We start from the raw sequence: 19,835 nt of genomic DNA, 5'->3' as shown, positions 1-19,835 counted from the left end.
GTGCCCCGCCATGCCGGAGCCGCTGAACAGGACAAAGCCATCTTGATAAGGGAATATATAACTATGAAGGCACGCATTCTGGTTGTAGATGATGACGAAGCGCTGGCCGAGATGATTGGAATTGTCCTCCGTAATGACGGCTTCGAGCCTGTCTTTTGCGCCGACGGCGCCCAGGCGCTGGACGTCTTCCGGTCTTCGCGGCCGGACCTGGTCCTGCTTGACCTCATGCTTCCCGGCATTGACGGCATTGAAGTTTGCCGCCAGGTCCGTGCCGAATCGGATGTGCCCATCGTCATGCTGACCGCAAAATCAGATACCTCCGACGTCGTCCGCGGGCTTGAGTCCGGCGCTGACGACTATGTGCCGAAGCCCTTCAAACCGGCCGAACTGGTGGCACGCGTGCGCGCCAGGCTTCGCCCCGGGGACCAGAAGGCGCCCGAAACCCTTCGGATCGCGGACATCACCATCGACGTCGCGGGCCACACCGTCAGCAGGGGCAGCGACCGGATCTCGCTGACGCCGCTGGAATTCGACCTCCTGGTGGCCCTGGCCCGCAAGCCCTGGCAGGTCTTCACGCGGGAACTGCTGCTGGAGCAGGTCTGGGGCTACCGGCATGCCGCCGACACCCGCCTGGTCAACGTCCATGTCCAGCGGCTGCGGTCCAAGATCGAGCAGGACCCGGAAGCCCCGGAAGTCGTATTGACGGTGCGTGGTGTCGGCTACAAAGCAGGGGTCTGACCCCGCCGCGCAGGACGGGGGACCTGAGCGGAGCCTCGCGACCTCCGGGGAGGCGCCGGAGCCCGGCGCCGGACAGCACGGCAGCGCCGGGCAGGGCGCCCCCGGGCTTGCCGAAGCCACACCTCCCGGCCTGCCGCACATGGTGTTCCGCGCAAGGATCTGGCAGCGGCGCGCCCTGATCGTCGCCTTGCGCGTGGTCAGGCTGGTGCGGACCGGTGTGGTGCGTTTCCTTCCCGGCGTCCGGTACCTCGGCCGGGCCCTGCAAAAGCGCTGGCGCCGCTCCTTGCAGTTCCGGACGGTCCTGACCACATTGATGCTGGTCGTGACCTCATTTGCCGTGGTTGGCGCCTACCTGTCCAACCAGATTGCCAACAACCTCTTCCAGGAGCGGCTGACCCAGGCGGAGTCGGAGACCCGCTATAACGTCAAGCAGGTGCAGGACACGTTCGACGGCGCCCAGGTCACCGACCAGTCCAGCGTGATCACCCTGGTGTCGGACACGCTCAGCGCGGTGGAGGGCAGGGGATCGGTCATCCAGCGGCGCTACGTCTTTGAAGCGATGCCCAACCAGACCAAACCCCGCAACCGGTGGGTGGAGTCGCGCGCCTCTGACCAGCTTACTGTCAGCGTCATCCCGCCCGACCTGCGCAAGGCAGTCCAGGAATCGGGCAAGGAACAGTTCTGGGCGTCCACCGTGATTCCGGTGGGCACCGAGGACCGGCCCGGAATCGCCGTGGGAAACAAAGTGACCTTCAACGGCACCGTCTATGAGCTGTACCTTATTTACGACCTGAACACCGCACAGCAGACGCTCAATGAGATCCAAAGCGTCCTGTGGGCAGGCGGCGCGGTCCTGGTGCTCCTGATCGGCGCCGTCGCCTGGTACGTCACCCGCAACGTGGTCAGCCCGGTCAGCCATGCCGCGATGGTGTCGGAGAAGCTGGCCGCCGGGCAACTGCAGGAACGCATGGTGGTCCGGGGCGAGGACGAGGTGGCCCGCCTGGGCGCCTCCTTCAACCACATGGCGGCCAGCCTGCAGGAACAAATCACCCAGCTGGCCACCCTCTCCCAGATGCAGCAGCGCTTTGTCTCCGACGTCTCGCACGAACTGAGGACACCCCTGACCACCGTGCGCATGGCGGCCGAAGTCCTGTACGACGCGCGCGACGACTTCGACCCCATCAACAAGCGCTCGGCGGAACTGCTCTACAACCAGGTGGAGCGTTTCCAGTCCCTCCTCTCGGACCTGTTGGAGATCAGCCGCTTCGATGCCGGCGTGGCGGTGCTGGACGCCGAACCCGAGGACCTGCTCCAAGTGATTGCGCACGTCATCGAAGGCGCGGCCCCGGTGGCCGCCGAATACGGCTCGGACATCATCTTCGCGGCCCCGGAAGGCTCGATGGTGGTGGAAATGGATGCCCGCCGGATCGACAGGATCTTGCGGAACCTGATCCTGAACGCCGTGGAGCATGGCGAAGGCAGGCCGGTGACGGTGACGGTTGCGGCCAACGAGACGGCTGTTGGCGTTTCCGTGCGGGACCACGGCATCGGGATGGACCCGGCAGAGGCTGCCCGCGTCTTCGACAGGTTCTGGCGGGCGGATCCGGCCCGCGCCCGGACGACGGGAGGCAGCGGACTGGGCCTTTCCATCGCCATGGAGGACACCAAGCTGCACCACGGCTGGCTGCAGGCCTGGGGCCGGAAGGGCAGCGGGGCGAACTTCCGGCTCACCCTGCCGTTGCGCCAGGACGGCGGGATCACCGAGTCACCCGTGCAGCTCGAACCCAGGGACGTCACCATCCCGGGAGCGCCAGGGAGCATCCCCGCAGAACAGGACAACAAGAACATGCTGGTGCTGCAGACAGATGCCGCCAGGCCCGCTCCGTCCCGGGGCCCCGAGGAGACACCATGACCCGGCGCGGACGGCACGCACAGTACCCCGCGGCACTCTTGGCGCTGCTGATCGTCCTCCTGTCCGGGTGTGCCCGGATCCCGACGTCCGGGCCAGTGGGAAAGAGCAGCGAAAGCAGCGCCGGCAATGTCAGTGCCCCGGTGTTCCTTCCGGCAGCGCCGCAACCGGGCGCCTCACCGGAGACGATCATCGACTACTTCTACCGGGCAGGCAGCGGCTACGAGGACGACTACGCCGTAGCCCGCCAGTACCTGACCCAGGCATCGGCGGTGTCCTGGAAACCCGACAAACGGGCACTGGTGTACCGGGAAGCGCGGGTGGTGCCGACCGGCACCGAAAACGCCTACAACTATGAGCTCGATGTCGCCTACACAGTGGACGCCGACGGCATTGCCACCCAGTCACCGCCGGGAACGGTGGAACGGATTCCCGTCACCGTGACGCAGGTGGACGGCGAATGGCGGATTTCCGCGATCCCGGATGGGACCGCCATTGCCGAGGAAACTTTCAAGGTGATCTACGGCGCCTACCCGATCTACTTCTATGACCCCACGTTCACCTACGCCGTCCCCGACGTCCGGTGGTTCCTCAAGAACAAGACGGTCAAGTCCATGACCAGCGCCCTCCTCGCCGGGCCCGCTCCCTACCTTCGCGGCGCCGTCGTGAGCGCCTTTCCATCCGGGATCAAACTGGCCCGTGAATCGGTGCCGGTGGTGTCCGGAGCAGCCCAGGTTGATTTGACGGCAAAGGAGCTGACGGAAACATCAGCCGAAGACCGGCTCCGGATGCAAATGCAGTTGACCCTGACGTTCCGCACCCAGCCTGATGTGGTCAATGTGGAGCTTCGTGCCAACCAAGACCTGGTGCGCGTGGAGGACAACGGTTCGGTTCTTCCCCCGGTGCTGGATAAGACGGTGCCGTCCCGCCAGATCGCCATCAGTGGCGGCGAACTGGTGCGGTATGAAAACAACCGGATTTCCCCGTTGCCCGACATGCAGCCTGTCTCGGCCCTCAACCCCCGGTTCCCCGCAGAATCACCGGTGTCCCAGGCTGCCGCGTTCCTCAATGAAGGGCGCACCACCCTCTACAGCATCAGCCCGGGGCAGCCCGCGCGCGCCCTGACCACCCGGAGTACCCTCAGCCGTCCGTCCTTCAGCATTTACGACTGGGTATGGACGGCGGGCCCCGGCGCCACCGGGGCAACCGAGGTGGTGGCGTTCCGCCCCGGCGGAGTGGCGGAAGGGGCCCCCGTCCCCTCCGTGACACTGGCGCCGTCGTGGCTTGCCGGCCGCACGGTGAAGGAATTCCGGATCTCGCGCGACGGCGTCCGCGCCCTGGTGATCTCGGAACAGAACGGCAAATCCAAGGTGCAGGTGGCCGGTGTGATCCGCGGCAGCGACGGCACCCCGCGAGAACTGACGGCGCCCATCACCCTGGTCACCTCTACCGATCCCGACCAGGGAGTCTGGGTCAACAGCACCACGCTCGCCGTGACGAAGGCGGCAGCAGGCTCAAACGTCACGCCGGAGCTGTTGTCCCTCACCTCCGGCCAGCCGCAAGAGCTTGCCTCCTGGCCGGGCGTGGTAACCATCAGTGCCGGCAACGGTGCGGACGACATTTACGTGCAATCCGGCGAAGGGATTTTCCAGCGCCTGGGCAATGGCTGGTCACCGCAGATCAAAGGCCCGATCGATCCCTCGTTTCCTGGCTGAAGCCGGGCGGACCGCGGCCACCTGATATCCACATAGGGCCGCCCGGGCCTTACCCGGCCGGTATCCGGGCGGAAATAGTGGAACAGTGAACGGAACGACGCGCCCCTTGGGCTCAGCCTGGTCCCCTGTCGGCCAACACGGGCGTGATCCGGACCTTCAGCCGCCACCGAGATGGGCGGGAAAACACCGGGCGGAACAACCGAGCGCCCTTCTCCGGCTTTTCGACTGGGTGGCAGGGGCCGGGGGAGAACTCCTGGCCTTGGCCGTTCCGGTGGACTGTGTGTGCTGCGGAGCAGAGGACAAGGCCCTTTGCGCAGGCTGCAGCAGGCGCATCCGGCAGCTGACCAGGCAGCCGTTCCGGGCTGAAGGCGGTGCCCCCGCGCTGATGGATGTGGCCGGGAACATCCTGCTCCCCGTGGTGGCGGCCGGTGTTTACCGGGATGAGCTGGCGCAGGGCCTGCTCTCGTTCAAACGGCACGGCCAGCACCAGCTTGTTGAAAACCTTGCCCGGGCTTTGGCCGCGGCCGTCCGGGCAGCAACAGCGGACGCGGACGGGTTCCTGCTGGTTCCGGTCCCCACCAGCACGGCGGCCTACGTCAACCGGGGCTTCAGCCCGGTCCACCTGCTCCTCAAGGGGGCGGCCGGGCACCTGTCCGGTGCCGCCGTCGTCGATGTCCTGCGAAAGGTCCGGCCGGCAGGTGCCCGGCCGCCTGCGTGGCCAGGACTGCCGGGCGGCCAGAAGGGGCTGGGCAGGGGAGCCCGGTCACAGCGGGTCAGGGGCTCCATGCGGGTCAGCGTCCGGTCCCGTCCAGCGGTTGCGGGCAGGCCCTGCATCATCGTCGACGACGTCCTGACAACGGGTGCCACGATCGGCGAAGCAGCCCGTGCGCTGCACCAGGCCGGGGCCAAGGTGAGGGGCGCCGTCGTGCTTGCCGCGACACGCCCGCCCGACGCCGCGGAACCCGCCGCCGGCTCCCGCGCGGGGCCGCCGAAGCAAGCATGACTTAGAAAAAAATAAACCGGGAAAGGATGAATAACAGGTGGCTATGAACTAACGTCGAAGGTGGGTACCAAGAACAGAATGTACCTTTCGATGGCGGCTCGGAGAGGGGCTCGACTGTCAGACAGCCCGGCCCAGGGAAGTGCCGCCGTCGTGTCACCGAAGTCATTTGGAGGGCACCATGGAGTTTATGATCAGCGGACGAAATCTGACCGTTTCAGACCGGTTCCGCGAATATGCCGGGGAAAAGATCGCAAAAATCGAATCGCTGGGTGACAAGGTCCAGCGTGTCGACGCGAAAGTCTCCAAGGAGACCAATGCCCGGCAAACCGGCGACCAGCTGACCGTAGAGGTGACAGTCCTGGGCCGCGGACCCGTGATCCGTGCCGAAGCGAGCGCCGCAGACAAATTTGCTGCCTTTGACCTCGCCTACAACAAACTGCTTGAGCGGCTCCGCCGGGCCAAGGACCGCAAGAAGGTCCACCACGGGCGCCACACCCCCAAGGCCGTTCGCGAGGCAACCGCATCGCTTGAACCCGCCAGCGCGCACGAGCCGCTGTACCTTGAGGCAAACCACCGGGATGAAACCGCGCAGGCCGCCGACAACAAGTCCCCCTACGATGTCGATAACGACATCCCGGCGGGAAACTCACCGGTGCTGATCCGGCGCAAGGTCTTTCCCGCGGCATCGCTCTCCCTCGATGATGCCGTGGACAACATGGAACTGGTCGGGCACGACTTCTACCTCTTCGTGGACAAAGCCACCAACACGCCCTCCGTCGTGTATCGCCGTCGTGGCTGGACCTACGGGGTCATCACCCTGGACCACGAATGCGAGCCCGGAGACACCATCGTGGAGGAAAAAATCCTCGCGTACCGTTCCGACGACGCACCCGCCAACGCCTAAGGTGGACTACACCACCACTTGAGAGGACTGAATGTCAGCAACGCTGAGCCTTGACCAGGCACGGCGCATCGCATTGGCAGCACAGGGACTCCACAAAGGACGGCCCACCGGCCCCGTGACAGCACGGGCGGTGGGCCGCACTTTTGCCCGTCTCCAGCTCGTCCAAATCGACTCCGTCAATGCCGTGGTCCGCAGCCACTACCTGCCCTTCTTTTCGCGCCTTGGCAACTACGACCGCGAGATCCTGCACCGCATGTCGGGGCAGCCTCCACGCCGCATGGTGGAGTATTGGGCGCACGAAGCCAGCTACATCAGGCCCGAGCACTACCGGGACCTCCTGCTGTGGCAGAAGCGGTCATGGGTGGGTGCCTCACGCATGGACCCAGAGCTCCGCACAGACATCGCCGGCAAGATCCTGTCCGTCCTCGCCGCGTCCCGGCCCATGACGGCCTCGGAGCTTACAACCAGGATCGGCCACGTCGAGGAACGGCAGACGGACAACTGGGGGTGGAACTGGAACGCCGTGAAACGGGTCCTGGAACACCTCTTCGAGGAAGGTTCAGTGTCAGCTGCCTCCAGGACCGGGCAGTTCGAACGCAAGTACACCCTGACAGCCAAGGTCCTGCCTTTGTCGTCTGACGAAGCCACGGAGTCCGACCCAGCCGCTGCACTCCACCGGCTGACCGAGGCGGCGGCCTTGGCCCACGGGATCGGAAGCGTCCGCTGTTTCGCAGACTACTTCCGGACACCTGTGAAGGCGACCGCACTGGCTGTCGAGACCCTGGTTTCGGAAGGCAGGCTGGAACGCGTCAAGGTGAACGGCTGGAACCGCGAGGTCTTCCGGCACGTGGAAGCCGTCCTGCCACGGCGTGCCACCGGGCGGGCCCTCCTGAGCCCGTTCGACTCCCTGGTATTCGAGCGGCGGCGCTTGCTGGAACTGTTCGACTTCCATTACCGGATCGAGATCTACACCCCGGAGCCTAAACGGCGTTTCGGGTACTACGTGCTGCCCTTCCTGTTGCGGGACAGGATTGTGGCCCGGGTGGACGTGAAGGCGGACCGTGCCGGGGGCCGGCTGCTGGTGAGGTCTGCCTTCGCTGAGCCGGACGCCCCGGCGGACACCGCCGTCGAACTCGCCGCAGAGCTGATGCTCATGGGTCAATGGCTTGGCCTCCCTGAGGTGGAAGCCGGCCCGGCGGGGGATCTCGCTGCAAGGTTGGCATTGGAGCTTGGGCGGCTGCAGGACTATCCGCTCTCAGGGAAAAGGGAGCAACGGCCGGGTGTCTCTCCCGTAGACTGAACACGCCAGAATTCGGCGGCATGAGACTGGGAGCATCTTCACGTGGCATCACTTATCGAAAAAATTCTCCGTACGGGTGACAAAAAGACACTCCGGCAGTTGCGGAACTATGCCGACTCCATCAACGCCCTCGAAGACTCGTTCAAGACTTTCACGGACGCGGAACTGCGGGAGGAGACCGACCGCCTCCGCGAACGACACCAGGACGGCGAGAAGCTCGACGAGCTGCTTCCGGAAGCCTTCGCCGCCGTTCGCGAAGCTTCCTCGCGGACACTCGGAATGCGCCACTTCGACGTCCAGCTAATGGGTGGCGCTGCCCTGCACCTGGGCAACATCGCGGAAATGAAGACCGGTGAAGGCAAGACCCTGGTGGCGACCGCTCCCGCCTACCTGAACGCGCTTTCCGGCAAGGGCGTCCACGTGGTCACCGTGAACGACTACCTCGCCGAATACCAGTCCGAACTCATGGGCCGCGTCTACCGCTTCCTCGGCCTGACCAGCGGCGTCATTCTGGCCAACCAGGATCCGGCCGTACGCCGCCAGCAGTACGCCGCTGACATCACCTACGGCACCAACAACGAATTCGGCTTCGACTACCTTCGTGACAACATGGCGTGGGAAAGGAACGAACTGGTCCAGCGCGGCCACAATTTCGCCATCGTTGACGAAGTGGACTCCATCCTTATCGACGAGGCCCGTACCCCGCTGATCATCTCCGGCCCGGCACAGGGTGACACCAACCGCTGGTATAGCGAATTCGCCAAGGTAGTGCTCCGCCTGCAGCCCGAGAAGGACTACGAAGTCGATGAAAAGAAGCGCACTGTGGGCGTCCTGGAAAGCGGCATCGAAAAGGTCGAGGACTACCTCGGCATCTCAAACCTGTACGAGTCCGCCAACACCCCGCTGATCGGGTTCCTGAACAACGCCATCAAAGCCAAGGAACTCTTCAAGCGGGATAAAGACTACGTCATCCTGGACGGCGAAGTGCTGATCGTGGACGAGCACACCGGGCGCATCCTTGCCGGCCGGCGCTACAACGAGGGCATGCACCAGGCGATCGAAGCCAAGGAAGGCGTCGAGATCAAGGCCGAGAACCAGACCCTCGCCACGGTCACCCTGCAGAACTACTTCCGTATGTACGACAAGCTCGCAGGCATGACCGGCACCGCCGAAACCGAAGCTGCCGAATTCATGAGCACCTACAAGCTCGGCGTCGTGGCGATTCCCACCAACCGGGACATGCAGCGGATCGACCAGCCGGACCTCGTGTTCAAGAACGAGGTCGTCAAGTTCGACGCTGTCGTGAAGGACATCGCCGAACGGCACGAAAAAGGCCAGCCCGTCCTCGTGGGCACCACCAGCGTGGAGAAGAGCGAGTACCTCTCCAAGCTGCTCGCAAAGGAAGGGATCCGCCACGAGGTCCTGAACGCCAAGAACCACGCCCGTGAAGCCGCGATCGTAGCCCAGGCCGGCCGCAAGGGCGCCGTCACGGTGGCCACCAACATGGCCGGCCGCGGTACCGACATCATGCTGGGCGGCAACGCCGAATTCACCGCAGTGGCCGAGCTCGCCAAGCGCGGCCTGGACCCCGAGGAGAACTCCGAAGAGTACGAAGCCGCCTGGCCCGCAGCTCTTGAGGCAGCCAAGCAGTCGGTGAAGGACGAACACGAGGAAGTCCTGGATCTTGGGGGCCTGTACGTACTGGGCACAGAACGCCACGAATCCCGGCGCATCGACAACCAGCTTCGCGGCCGGTCCGGCCGCCAGGGTGACCCCGGCGAATCCCGCTTCTACCTGTCCCTGACGGACGACCTGATGCGGCTTTTCAACTCGGGGGCCGCCGAACGCCTGATGAACAGCTCCGTCCCGGACGACGTCGCGCTGGAATCCAAGCTTGTGTCGCGGGCCATCGCCTCGGCCCAGGGGCAGGTGGAAGGCCGCAACGCCGAACAGCGCAAGAACGTCCTTAAGTACGACGACGTCCTGAACCGCCAGCGCGAAGCCATCTACAGCGACCGCCGCCGCATCCTTGAGGGCGACGACCTGCACGAGAAGGTGCAGTTCTTCGTCGAGGACACGATCGTGGCCCTGATTGATGCCGCCACGGCGGAGGGCAACGGTGACGACTGGGACTTCCACCAGCTGTGGACCAACCTCAAGACGCTCTACCCCGTCAGCGTCACGGCGGAAGACATCATTGAAGAAGCCGGTGGCAAGCCACGGGTTACCGTGGAACTGCTGAAGGAGGAAATCCTCTCGGACGCCCGCCTTGTGTATCAGGCGCGGGAGGAGGCAATTGGCTCCGAAAGCATGCGCGAACTTGAGCGCCGTGTGGTCCTGTCGGTCATCGGACGCAAGTGGCAGGAACACCTCTACGAGATGGACTATCTCAAGGAAGGCATCGGCCTGCGAGCCATGGCCCAGCGCGATCCTCTGGTGGAATACCAGCGTGAAGGCTTCGCCATGTTCCAGACCATGATGGAAGCCATCCGGGAGGAAAGCGTCGGCTTCCTCTTCAACCTTGAGGTGGAAGTCACTCCCGCCCAGGACGTCGTGGTCCAGGATGCTTCCGGCGGCCACACCGAACACGTGGACCCGCAACTGCGGGCCGCCGGCCTCGAAGCACCCGAGAAGCCTGCCCAACTCCAGTACACCGCCCCCAGCGAAGGCGGTGGAACCGAGACCCGGGTGGAAACCCGCTCAGGCGGACGTTCCGGCAACCCGGCCAAGGCAGCGGCGCAGGACGCAGCAAAGCGCCCCGCCAAGAAGAAGAAGCGCTAGGCCGCCAGGATTACCAAGTGCACTCGCATCGGCCGACAGGGCAGGGGAGAACTCGCTCCCTGCCCTGTCGGCCTATCCGGGTGCTGTAATCTTCACACTCCTTCACCCGATGACAAGCTCGACCACCCGCCACACTTGTTTGCTGCGTTCAAGCCGGACGGCAACGGCGCGGGCGCGCACGTCATCCACCACGACGGCGCTGGCCTCATAGATTCCGTCGGCCACCTCACAGACGCGCACCGAGCGGACCACTGAATTCCGGTGAAGTCGGGCCAGCGCCGGATTTCCGGTCCGGGTAAGTTCACGCCTGATCAGGGCCGCCCGGTGTTGAAGGGCCGACAGGCACCGTGGGTCCAGCCGGCGCGCAAGCTGGTGGACGGGCCGGATTCCGGCCAGGACCTCCATTGACGCCTGGACCGTCCCGCGGATGATGGCCCGGACTTCCGCAGCCTCATCGACAGGCTGCAGCGGTGACGGATGTGCTCCCCGGGAAATCCCAGCAGACGTAGTCCCGCTGGCGGCCACGCCCGCCTCCCGGGTCTGGTTGCTGGCATTGGCTGCCCGGTCCTGCTCGGCGCGTATTGGTGTCACTGCGATCATTGGGTTCCCCTTAGATTTGTCGGCTGGTTCGACTGCCCGGCAGCAAAGCGCGCAGTCACGACGCCTATGGCGCCTGGAGGATTTGGCCCGGCAGCAGGACATCAGGATTTCCCCCGATTTGCCCGCGGTTCGCTGAGTACCAGCGCGGCCATTCGAGGGCTATGTCCACATCCGAGGCTCCGGGGCCAAGTTGGCTGGCCACGATGTCCCACAATGTGTCCCCGGCCAGCACGGTCACGGCTGCAGCGTCGGTCCCGGACGCCCCACCTGCGGCCCTGCTGTCCGGTGTGGTGAGCAGGCTTGGTTGCACCGCCTGGGGATCGGGACGCCATCCGGGTGACAGCGTGGCGACGGGCGGTTGGGTCCTGGGTTGCCCCGCCGTTGCGGGGATGCTCCCTAATGGTTCCACTGCGGGCTCGGCTTCTCCGCCGGTCTCTGGAATGCTGCCCGTGGGCGCGGAGGTGGAGGGGGCCGATGACGAATGGCTGGGTGTCGGGCCCCATGCGGGTCCCGGATTGGTCCCGGCCGCTTGCGCGGCTACTCCTGTCAGGAGCTGGATCGAAAGGGCTGCAACCACGGCCCGTTGCATGAAAGCGGGAGAGAACCGGCGCACGGCTGCCGCGGCCCGACGTCGGCCGAGGCGCTCCAGCAGGATTCCGGAACCGGCGCACACGACCGCAAAAGCCCACCACAGCAGAATGCCGATGCCGGCTGCCGCTGCGGCCGCCGCCACCAGGACTTCCACGGATATTTCCTGGTTGCGCGCGGCGGAAGCCTGCCACTGAGCGAGAAGCCCGGAACCCAGGAAACAGAGAACGATGCCGAGCACGAGCAAAGCAAACGCCGACGCGACGTCTGACCACCGTGCTTCTTTCGTGTAGTTCATCATCAACCCTTTTGATGTCATTTGATGTTGTTTGATATTCCATGACCTAGTTTGGACCGGTCGAGAACTATTTGTCCATACGTTGGAGAGAAAAACCTGGCTGCGTTGACCGGGAAGAAAAGGCAACTTACGCTGGCGGAATGCGCTGGGATGCACTCTTCAATGACATCGAAAGCCAACTTGCGGAAGTTGATCGGCTGTCGCTGGACGCCGAAATCAATGAGCGGACCCGCGCCGAGTTGGTAAGCCTGACCGTCGAGGACAGGCTGCGGGCATCGGTGGGCTACCGGATTGGCGTCCACCTTCTCTGCGGGGAATCCGCGCACGGCGAACTCACCCATGCCGGAGCCGACGCGCTGGTCCTGGACGAAGACCAGCACCAGGTACTTGTTCCGTATGCTGGCGTGGCGCGTTACGTCGGACTGGGACGGCATGCGCAAGCAGAAAGTTCCCCGGTCCGCAGGTCGATTGGGCTCGCCCATTCCTTGCGTGGCCTTGCGCGCGACCGGGTGGAGTTGGCGGTGACGGTTGGCAGTGTGGCAGGATCCGTCCGCCTGGCCGGAGTGATCGACCGTGTGGGAAGGGATTATATCGACTTGGCGGTGGTCACGCCCGGCGAGGTCCGCAGGAGCCAGGGCGTAAGCCACGTTTCTGCCATACCCTTTGCCGGGCTTGCCATGATCCGGTCACGCAAGGTGGGCGGGCTGTAGCGGCGGCACAATCCTGGTACCTGCGCCCGGAATGTGCGCGAAACCCGTCACATCGACTTTGCGCGGGACTCCTGGATCATGCGGCTGGCCTCGGCGTAGCGTTCCTGGATGTACTGCTCCAGCATTTTCTCCTCAACCCGCCACTGGCCCCGGCCACCCACCTGGATGGCTTTCAGCTCGCCGCTGCGCACCAAGGCATACGCGGCGGGAGAATTGATCTGAAGCTGCTCGGCGACGTCTGCAAGCGTGAGAAACCTGGGCATGGACTCATTTTGCCATCAAGTGGCGCAGTTTGTGCCCGTTATCCACATATTGGCGGGTTTTAGCCAAATGACTTTTGTTCCATCGGCCTGGCGGTAACAATGAGGAGTCCGGCCACCGTGGGGAGGGTCCGGGATACCAAGGGGGAGAACGGTATGGTTCCTGATTCAAGCGTCCGTGCTGCGCGGCTCAAGCGTCCATCGTGGAGAGACCCCCGGCTGTTGGTTGGAGTACTCCTGGTCCTGGTTTCCATTGCCGGGGTCGTCCTTCTTGTGGGCAGCGCAGACCGGACAACCGAGGTATACGCCGCCAGGGACGGCATTGCGGTCGGCGAACGCCTTACGCCTGAGAACGTGGTGCGCGCCAAGGTTCGGCTGGGAGATACCGAGCAGCACTACATCACCGTGGAGGACGGGCTGCCACAGGGCGTGGTCGCCATGCAGCGGATCGCGAAGGACCAGCTCGTTCCGCGCGCCAGCCTTGGCGAAGTGGACCGGCTGGATCGGAAGCCCGTAGCGCTCACCGTTGACCAGACGTTGCCGTCACAGGCCGTTGCCGGCGCCCGCGTCGATGTATGGGTGGCGCAGCCGGATGCCAAGAACGGCTTCAGTGAGCCGAAGCTCCTCCTGCCCGGCGCCGAGATCACCGAGGTGGCGACAGGGTCCACAGCCCTTGGATCATCGAAGACGACAGTGCTGATGGTCTTGGTGGAGGACAAGCAGATGCCGGCATTGCTGGGCGCCCAGGCCAATGAAGCGAAGATCTCGGTCGTGTGGAACCCTGGTGGCGCCCGATGAGCATTCCCGTGGTCACTGTGGGCCAAAGCCGGGAGGATGTGGTGGGCGGCCTGGAACGGCTGCACGGACCCGTCACGGTGGTTCGACGATGCGCGGAACTTCCGGAACTTCTGGCCGCCTGCCAGAGCGGCCTTGCCAGGGCTGCGGTCGTGGCTGAAGGTTCAGAGGCGCTGACTGCCTCCCTGGTTGACCGCCTTGGCGCTGTGGGTGTGGCAATCATTGCCCTGACGGACAATGCTGATGAAGCGGCCAGGCTCCGCAAGATCGGGGTGGCCTCGGCGCTGACAGGGGTTCAGTCCGCGGAGCTTTCGGACCGGATAGCGGACGCAGTCGCCCGCTTGACCGGTATGGACCGTCCCCTGACGCTAAGCGCGGAAGCTGATACTGGAGCCGCGCTCGCCACCGATCCGGTCGAACCCAAGCCTGGCTTGGAGGATGCCGGAACCGGGAAGATCATCGCCGTCTGGGGTCCGGCGGGGTCGCCGGGAAGGACTACGGTCGCTGCCAACATCGCCGGAGAAATGGCGGCTGATGGCCGGGAGGTCCTCCTTGTCGACGCCGACACCTACGGTGCAAGCGTCGCAGCCGTCCTGGGATTGCTGGATGAGTCGGCCGGCCTGGCCCAGGCGTGCAGGCTCGCTGACCAGGGGACGTTGGACACTGATGCGCTGCGAAAGGTGGCCTCAACCGTTGCCACCGCGTCCGGGACGTTCAAAGTGCTGACCGGGATAACCCGCCCCGACCGGTGGACCGAACTCCGGGCGACCGCTCTGTTCGTGGTCCTCGAGCGGGCCAGGCATATGGCGGACGTGGTGGTGGTCGATACCGGCTTCTGTCTTGAGGCTGATGAAGAGCTCAGCTTCGACACGATGGCGCCGCGGCGGAATGCGGCGACGCTTTGCCCGCTCGAGGTGGCTGACACGGTCTACGCAATCGGGGCGGCCGATCCGGTGGGTGTGCCGAGGCTGGTGCGGGCGATCGCCGAACTGGAAACAGCTGTTCCACACGCCGCACCCACCGTCGTCATGAACAAGGTGCGGGCCTCCTCCGTTGGCAGAAGCCCCGAGCGCCAACTGCGGGATGCGTGGGAGAGATACGGCCCGGCGTCCGCGCTCACCGCCTTTCTGCCGTACGACCCCGCCGCAGCGGACGCTGCGCTGCTGGCAGGATCCCTGCTGCACGAAGCTGCGCCGGAGTCGACACTCCGCAGGGCGATCAGGGAATTGGTTTGTGCACCCGTCCAGCGAAAACCGAAATCCTCTGTGTTTTCTTCCACACCACGGCGCAGGGCAAAGGACTAGGCTCGCCATAAGAGCTGCAAAGGTGCGGCGAATTTCTCTAGTGGAGGCGTTGTCGATGTCGTCTGGATCCGGTGTGGAGGATCAGCCCCTCTCCATGGAAGGCCTTGAAGGTTTCATGGGGGACTACTACCAGCACTTGGCCGAGGAGGATGCCCGGAGCTACCCTCGCGAGGTACTGGAGGCCCGGGCCGGGGAGCATCACAAGGCGGCATCGGTCCGGCAGCCCGGACAGGCAAAGATCTCAATTGCCGACGAAGAGGACAGTACCGTCATCTTCGTCGTCACCGACGACATGCCCTTCCTTGTCGATTCAGTGAACGCGGAACTGGTCCGGCAGCACGCCGCCATCAAACTGGTGGTTCACCCGCTTTTTGTCGCCACCAGGAACCGGGAAACCGGAGAGCTGGTCAAGGTCAACCGGGTCCCGGCGCACCTGGGCATTTCCAGCGGAGACACGGCCGCCATGCCCAATCTCTCCCACCTCATCGCCCAAGGTGAAGACGCCTCCCACATGGAGTCGTGGATCGCCGTCGAAATCCAGCGTATTTCGGACGACGCGAAGTCGTCCCTGCTCGCTGGCCTGACCCGGGTACTCAAGGACGTCCGGGCCGCCGTCGAGGACTGGCCAAAGATGCGCCAGAAGGCGCTGGAGATCGCCCGAAGCCTGGACCAGGTGGCCCACCCCGGACAGATCGCCGAGTTGCGCCAGGCCAAGGATCTGCTCCGCTGGCTGGACGACGGGAACTTCACGTTCCTCGGCTACCGCGAATACGACCTCTTGAACGTTGACGGCGAAGATGTCCTCGAGCTTCGGGAAGACAGCGGGCTGGGACTGTTGCGGGCAGCCGCAGATTCCCCCCACATCCAGCACCTCACCGATACCGGCCGGAAGAAGGCACGGGAAAAGCGTGCCCTGGTCATTACCAAGGCCAATTCCCGCTCGACCGTGCACCGCTCGGCCTACCTCGACTACATCGGAATCAAGAGTTTCGATGCCGCAGGCAACGTCAACGGCGAGCGCCGGTTCATCGGACTCTTCGCCACCAGCGCTTACGCCGGGTCCGTCCGGGATATTCCGATCGTCCGCGAAAAGGTCGACGCCGTGCTGCAAACCGCGGGCTTCCCGCCGGACTCGCACTCCGGCAAGGACCTGCTGGGGATCCTTGAGACCTATCCGCGCGATGAACTGTTCCAGATCGAAATCCCCGACCTCGCCGCCACGGCCCTGGGTATCCAGAAGCTTCAGGAACGGCGGCGCACGCGGTTGTTTCTCAGGCCCGACATCTACGGCCGGTTCATGTCCGCCGTCGTCTACCTGCCCCGTGACCGCTACACCACCAACGTCAGGCTGCGCATCGAGCAGGAACTGCGGGAAACATTCCAGGCCGTCTCGATCGACTACGAAGCGCGCATGACGGAGTCGGCCCTTGCCCGCCTGTTCTTCCGCATCCGCTTGCCCAAGAATGCCGACGTCAGCCACGTCAACAGCGACGAGCTGGAAACGCGGCTGGTCCGGGCGGCGAGGTCCTGGAGTGAGGGCATCACCGAGGTCCTGCGTGAAGGGCGGGACGCGGCCGAGGCCAAGGAACTTGCGGCTATCTGGGCCGAGGCTTTTCCCGCCAGCTACCGGGTGGACTATGAGGTAGAGGACGCGCTTGAGGATATTGCGCGCTTCGAGAAATACGGGGCCGCCGCCGAGCGGAGCACCGGCGCCCGGCAGGACCGTCCCGGAGTCCACGTCTACCTGCCCGAAGGGGCAGGCGCCACCTTGGAAGAGGACGCCCGGGTCAAGCTCTACATGCTGGAGCCCAAGAGCCTGAGCCAGATTCTTCCCTACTTCCACAACCTGGGACTGGAAGTCCTGGACGAACGCCCGTTCGAGATCGAAACCGCCGACCACAGGGACTTCTTCCTGTACGACCTGGGGTTGAAATACCCAGCCGGGGTGGATCCGGTCACCACTGGGGAACTCCTTGCCGATTCCTTTGGCGCGGCCGTCACCGGAGCGGCAGAGTCTGACAGCTTCGACCGTCTGGTGCTGCGGGAGGGCCTGCATTGGCGCCAGATCACGGTGCTGCGTGCTTACGCCCGCTACATGCGCCAGATGGGCAGCAGCAGTTCCTTCGGGTTCATGGCGGACACGCTCCTGGCGAACGCCGACGTGACGAAAGGCCTGATCGCTCTTTTTGCCGCCCGCTTTGACCCGTCCCTGGGCGACGACGGCCGTGCCGGCGCGCAGGCATCCGTGCGCCAGGACCTGGCAGCTGCCATCGAGAAGGTTGCCACGCTGGACGCCGACCGCGTGCTGCGCACCTTTGGCAACCTCATTGAAGCCACCCTTCGCACCAACTTCTTCCAGGACAAGCCGCACCTGAGCTTCAAGCTGGATCCGGCGCAGATCGAGGGGCTTCCGTTCCCGCGGCCCATGTTCGAAATCTGGGTCTACTCGCCCCGGGTCGAAGGTGTGCACCTGCGGTTCGGCAAGGTCGCCCGCGGTGGCCTTCGCTGGTCTGACAGGCGGGAGGATTTCCGTACCGAGGTCCTGGGCCTGGTGAAAGCACAGACGGTCAAGAACGCCGTCATCGTTCCCACCGGAGCCAAAGGCGGCTTCTTCGCCAAGCAGCTTCCAGATCCGGCAGCCGACCGCGCGGCCTGGATGGCGGAAGGCGTCGAAAGCTACAAGACGTTTATCCGTGGCCTGCTGGACCTCACCGACAATCTGCTCACTGAAGGTGACGGGGAGCGGCTCGTGCCGCCGTCGAACGTTGTCAGGCATGACGACGACGACTCCTACCTTGTCGTTGCGGCGGACAAGGGAACGGCTACTTTCTCGGACATCGCCAACGGCTTGTCGGCAGAATACGGATTCTGGCTGGGGGACGCGTTCGCTTCCGGCGGCTCCGTGGGGTACGACCACAAGGCCATGGGCATCACCGCCAGGGGTGCGTGGGAGTCGGTTAAGCGGCACTTCAGCGAGCTCGACCTCGACACCCAGACCGAGCCGTTCACTGTGGTGGGCGTGGGGGACATGTCCGGTGACGTGTTCGGGAACGGGATGCTGCTGTCCCGCCACATCAGGCTGCTTGCGGCATTCGACCACCGGCACATCTTCCTGGATCCCACGCCGGACGAGGGTTCCTCGTTCGCTGAGCGGCAGAGGTTGTTTGAGCTGCCCAGGTCCTCTTGGGACGACTACGACAAGTCGCTGATCAGTGAAGGTGGTGGCGTTTTCGCCCGGCAGGCCAAGTCCATTCCCGTGTCCCCGCAGGTACGGGCTGCGCTGGGGCTGGCGGCGGAAACCACCGAACTCAGCCCACCGGAGCTGCTCAGGGCCATCCTGCTGGCACCGGCCGACCTGCTCTACAACGGCGGCATCGGCACCTACGTCAAGGCCAGTTCCGAATCCAACGCAACGGTGGGCGACAAGGCCAACGACGCCATCCGCGTCAACGGCCGGGACCTGCGCGTGAAGGTGGTCGGCGAAGGCGGAAACCTTGGCATGACCCAGCGCGGCCGTATCGAGGCGGCGTTGCAGGGGGTCATCCTCAACACGGATGCGATCGACAACTCTGCCGGTGTGGATTGCTCCGACCACGAAGTCAACATCAAGATCTTCGTTGACCGGATGGTCGCCGCGGGCAAGCTGCCGGCGGCCGAACGCGCAGACTTCCTCGCCTCCATGACCGACGAGGTGGGCAGGCTGGTGCTGGAAGACAACATCGACCAGAACATCCTGCTCCTGAACGACCGCAGCCGGGTGGCCGAGTGGAGCCCGAGCTACGAGCGGCTCATGGACTGGCTCGAGAAGAGCGCCGACCTGAAGCGCGACCTCGAGGCACTGCCGACGACCGAAACCCTGCGGGACCGGCTCCAGCAGGGGCAGGGTCTGACATCCCCTGAACTGTCTGTACTGGCCGCCTATGCCAAGATCGAGCTTGCATCGGCGCTTCGGGACAGCGACCTTGCCGACGACCCCTGGTTCCGGGACACGCTGCGCTCCTATTTCCCGCACCAGCTGCGCGAACGCTTCGACGCGGAGTTGGACACGCATCCGCTGCGACGCGAAATCATCGCCACCGTGGTGGCCAACGACATGATCAACCTTGGTGGCATCACTTTCGCCTTCCGGGTCATGGAGGAAACGTCGGCCAGCGAAGTCGCCGTCGCCAAGGCGTTCGTGGCGCTGCGGGAGGTGTACGAACTGGATGCGATGGTGGCCGAGCTGAACAGCCTGCCCGCATCGTTCCCGACGGAGCACTGGAGCACAGTCCACCTTGATATCCGCCGGCTCCTGGACCGTGCGGTCCGGTGGCTGCTGGGCCAGGAAAGCGTTTCGCGCCCTATCGCTGACGTAGTAGCCGAGTTCAAGCCGCTCATGGATCCGATGCGGGCCCGCCTGCTGGACTACCTGCGCGGCGATGACCACGAACGGGTGGCCGAGTGGCTGGCGAAGGGCCGCGAATGGGAACTCCCGGAAGGCCTGGCACTGCGTTGGGCCGAGCTGTTCGAAAGCTTCGTGCTGCTCGATATCGCCAAGATCGCGCGGTCCCGCAAGGACCCGGTGGAGGAGATCGCAGCCACGTACTACACCGTGTTCAACCGGTTCCACGCGGATTCGTTGCTGGAACGGATCAGCAGCCTGCCCCGGCAGGACCGGTGGCAGGCGCTGGCGCGGGCCGCCTTGCGCGACGACCTGTACTCGACGGTGTCGGACATGACGACGGCGGTGCTGGACGCAACGGCCGCGGCCGACTCGCCGGAGGCGCGGCTCAAGGACTGGGAGGCACAGAATGCCGAACAGCTGGGCAGGGCAAAGAGTATGTTCGACGAAGTGAACGCACTCGAGGCCGACGACATGGCCTCACTGTCGGTAGCATTGAGGCTCTTGAGGTCAATCGTCCGACGCTAGCCTTGCGGCGTCGAAACTGGA

Annotated in this window: 14 protein-coding genes; 11 read left to right on the top strand and 3 right to left on the bottom strand. The window is 64.7% G+C overall.

The window, feature by feature from the left end:
- Nucleotides 1-63 precede the first annotated feature (63 nt).
- The 7 genes from mtrA to secA all read left to right on the top strand — a co-directional run bounded on the left by mtrA (nt 64) and on the right by secA (nt 10,350).
- Nucleotides 64-738, top strand: coding sequence for an MtrAB system response regulator MtrA (gene mtrA, locus ACFVVC_RS06310; protein WP_387450283.1), 675 nt, complete (start codon nt 64-66; stop codon nt 736-738).
- A gap of 139 nt (nt 739-877) precedes the next feature.
- Nucleotides 878-2,650: an MtrAB system histidine kinase MtrB gene (gene mtrB, locus ACFVVC_RS06305; protein WP_387450430.1), complete on the top strand. Its 1,773-nt coding sequence runs from the start codon at nt 878-880 to the stop codon at nt 2,648-2,650.
- Nucleotides 2,647-4,362: an LpqB family beta-propeller domain-containing protein gene (locus tag ACFVVC_RS06300; RefSeq protein ID WP_387450281.1), complete on the top strand. Its 1,716-nt coding sequence runs from the start codon at nt 2,647-2,649 to the stop codon at nt 4,360-4,362. Before mtrB ends, ACFVVC_RS06300 begins: the two co-directional genes overlap by 4 nt.
- Before the next feature lie 385 nt (nt 4,363-4,747).
- Nucleotides 4,748-5,365, top strand: a complete 618-nt coding sequence (locus tag ACFVVC_RS06295; protein ID WP_387450279.1) for a ComF family protein — start codon at nt 4,748-4,750, stop codon at nt 5,363-5,365.
- 178 nt (nt 5,366-5,543) lie between these two features.
- The gene (gene hpf, locus ACFVVC_RS06290) at nt 5,544-6,269 is read left to right on the top strand and encodes a ribosome hibernation-promoting factor, HPF/YfiA family (RefSeq protein WP_387450277.1); all 726 of its coding nucleotides are present in this window, start codon (nt 5,544-5,546) and stop codon (nt 6,267-6,269) included.
- 31 nt (nt 6,270-6,300) lie between these two features.
- Entirely contained in the window at nt 6,301-7,569 is a 1,269-nt protein-coding gene (locus ACFVVC_RS06285; protein ID WP_387450275.1) for a winged helix-turn-helix domain-containing protein, read from the top strand.
- A gap of 42 nt (nt 7,570-7,611) precedes the next feature.
- Nucleotides 7,612-10,350, top strand: coding sequence for a preprotein translocase subunit SecA (gene secA / locus ACFVVC_RS06280; protein ID WP_387450273.1), 2,739 nt, complete (start codon nt 7,612-7,614; stop codon nt 10,348-10,350).
- A gap of 102 nt (nt 10,351-10,452) precedes the next feature.
- Here the strand turns inward: secA and ACFVVC_RS06275 are convergent, their stop codons facing one another.
- Both ACFVVC_RS06275 and ACFVVC_RS06270 read right to left on the bottom strand, forming a co-directional pair.
- On the bottom strand, nt 10,453-10,950 hold the full coding sequence (locus ACFVVC_RS06275) for an Rv3235 family protein (RefSeq protein ID WP_387450271.1): 498 nt from the start codon (nt 10,948-10,950) through the stop codon (nt 10,453-10,455).
- A 64-nt stretch (nt 10,951-11,014) separates the two neighbouring features.
- Entirely contained in the window at nt 11,015-11,857 is an 843-nt protein-coding gene (locus ACFVVC_RS06270) for a LysM peptidoglycan-binding domain-containing protein (protein WP_387450269.1), read from the bottom strand.
- A 119-nt stretch (nt 11,858-11,976) separates the two neighbouring features.
- Between ACFVVC_RS06270 and ACFVVC_RS06265 the strand changes: the two genes are divergently transcribed.
- A complete protein-coding gene (locus ACFVVC_RS06265; protein ID WP_387450267.1) occupies nt 11,977-12,546 on the top strand; it encodes a hypothetical protein in 570 nt (189 codons plus the stop codon).
- A gap of 47 nt (nt 12,547-12,593) precedes the next feature.
- Here ACFVVC_RS06265 and ACFVVC_RS06260 read toward each other — a convergent pair whose 3' ends face one another.
- Nucleotides 12,594-12,809 carry a helix-turn-helix domain-containing protein gene (locus tag ACFVVC_RS06260; RefSeq protein WP_018760220.1) on the bottom strand — a complete coding sequence of 72 codons (216 nt, stop codon included), beginning with the start codon at nt 12,807-12,809 and terminating at the stop codon, nt 12,594-12,596.
- Between the two features lie 153 nt (nt 12,810-12,962).
- On the opposite strand from ACFVVC_RS06260, the gene ACFVVC_RS06255 reads away from it, so the two are divergent.
- Genes ACFVVC_RS06255 through ACFVVC_RS06245 form a run of 3 tightly spaced genes read left to right on the top strand, consistent with a single transcriptional unit; the run spans nt 12,963 to nt 19,814 of the window.
- Nucleotides 12,963-13,604 (top strand): hypothetical protein, encoded by a 642-nt coding sequence (locus ACFVVC_RS06255; RefSeq protein ID WP_387450265.1) that lies wholly within the window; start codon nt 12,963-12,965, stop codon nt 13,602-13,604.
- The gene (locus ACFVVC_RS06250) at nt 13,601-14,905 is read left to right on the top strand and encodes a CpaE family protein (RefSeq protein ID WP_387450263.1); all 1,305 of its coding nucleotides are present in this window, start codon (nt 13,601-13,603) and stop codon (nt 14,903-14,905) included. Before ACFVVC_RS06255 ends, ACFVVC_RS06250 begins: the two co-directional genes overlap by 4 nt.
- Nucleotides 14,906-14,960: 55 nt before the next feature.
- Nucleotides 14,961-19,814 carry an NAD-glutamate dehydrogenase gene (locus ACFVVC_RS06245; RefSeq protein ID WP_387450261.1) on the top strand — a complete coding sequence of 1,618 codons (4,854 nt, stop codon included), beginning with the start codon at nt 14,961-14,963 and terminating at the stop codon, nt 19,812-19,814.
- Nucleotides 19,815-19,835: the final 21 nt, after the last annotated feature.

This window comes from Pseudarthrobacter sp. NPDC058196 (assembly GCF_042882685.1).
Taxonomy (GTDB): domain Bacteria; phylum Actinomycetota; class Actinomycetes; order Actinomycetales; family Micrococcaceae; genus Arthrobacter.
The sequence above is the reverse complement of the archived record's forward strand: the minus strand, read 5'-3'. Positions and strand labels throughout refer to the sequence as shown.

Bases quoted from the DNA above. Each gene is read 5' to 3' on its own strand.
- ACFVVC_RS06275 (WP_387450271.1), bottom strand. From the start codon at position 10,950: ATGATCGCAGTGACACCAATACGCGCCGAGCAGGACCGGGCAGCCAAT.
- ACFVVC_RS06285 (WP_387450275.1), top strand. From the start codon at position 6,301: ATGTCAGCAACGCTGAGCCTTGACCAGGCACGGCGCATCGCATTGGCA.
- ACFVVC_RS06255 (WP_387450265.1), top strand. From the start codon at position 12,963: ATGGTTCCTGATTCAAGCGTCCGTGCTGCGCGGCTCAAGCGTCCATCG.
- ACFVVC_RS06260 (WP_018760220.1), bottom strand. From the start codon at position 12,809: ATGCCCAGGTTTCTCACGCTTGCAGACGTCGCCGAGCAGCTTCAGATC.
- hpf (WP_387450277.1), top strand. From the start codon at position 5,544: ATGGAGTTTATGATCAGCGGACGAAATCTGACCGTTTCAGACCGGTTC.
- mtrA (WP_387450283.1), top strand. From the start codon at position 64: ATGAAGGCACGCATTCTGGTTGTAGATGATGACGAAGCGCTGGCCGAG.
- ACFVVC_RS06245 (WP_387450261.1), top strand. From the start codon at position 14,961: ATGTCGTCTGGATCCGGTGTGGAGGATCAGCCCCTCTCCATGGAAGGC.
- ACFVVC_RS06295 (WP_387450279.1), top strand. From the start codon at position 4,748: ATGGATGTGGCCGGGAACATCCTGCTCCCCGTGGTGGCGGCCGGTGTT.
- ACFVVC_RS06300 (WP_387450281.1), top strand. From the start codon at position 2,647: ATGACCCGGCGCGGACGGCACGCACAGTACCCCGCGGCACTCTTGGCG.
- ACFVVC_RS06270 (WP_387450269.1), bottom strand. From the start codon at position 11,857: ATGACATCAAAAGGGTTGATGATGAACTACACGAAAGAAGCACGGTGG.
- ACFVVC_RS06250 (WP_387450263.1), top strand. From the start codon at position 13,601: ATGAGCATTCCCGTGGTCACTGTGGGCCAAAGCCGGGAGGATGTGGTG.
- mtrB (WP_387450430.1), top strand. From the start codon at position 878: ATGGTGTTCCGCGCAAGGATCTGGCAGCGGCGCGCCCTGATCGTCGCC.
- ACFVVC_RS06265 (WP_387450267.1), top strand. From the start codon at position 11,977: ATGCGCTGGGATGCACTCTTCAATGACATCGAAAGCCAACTTGCGGAA.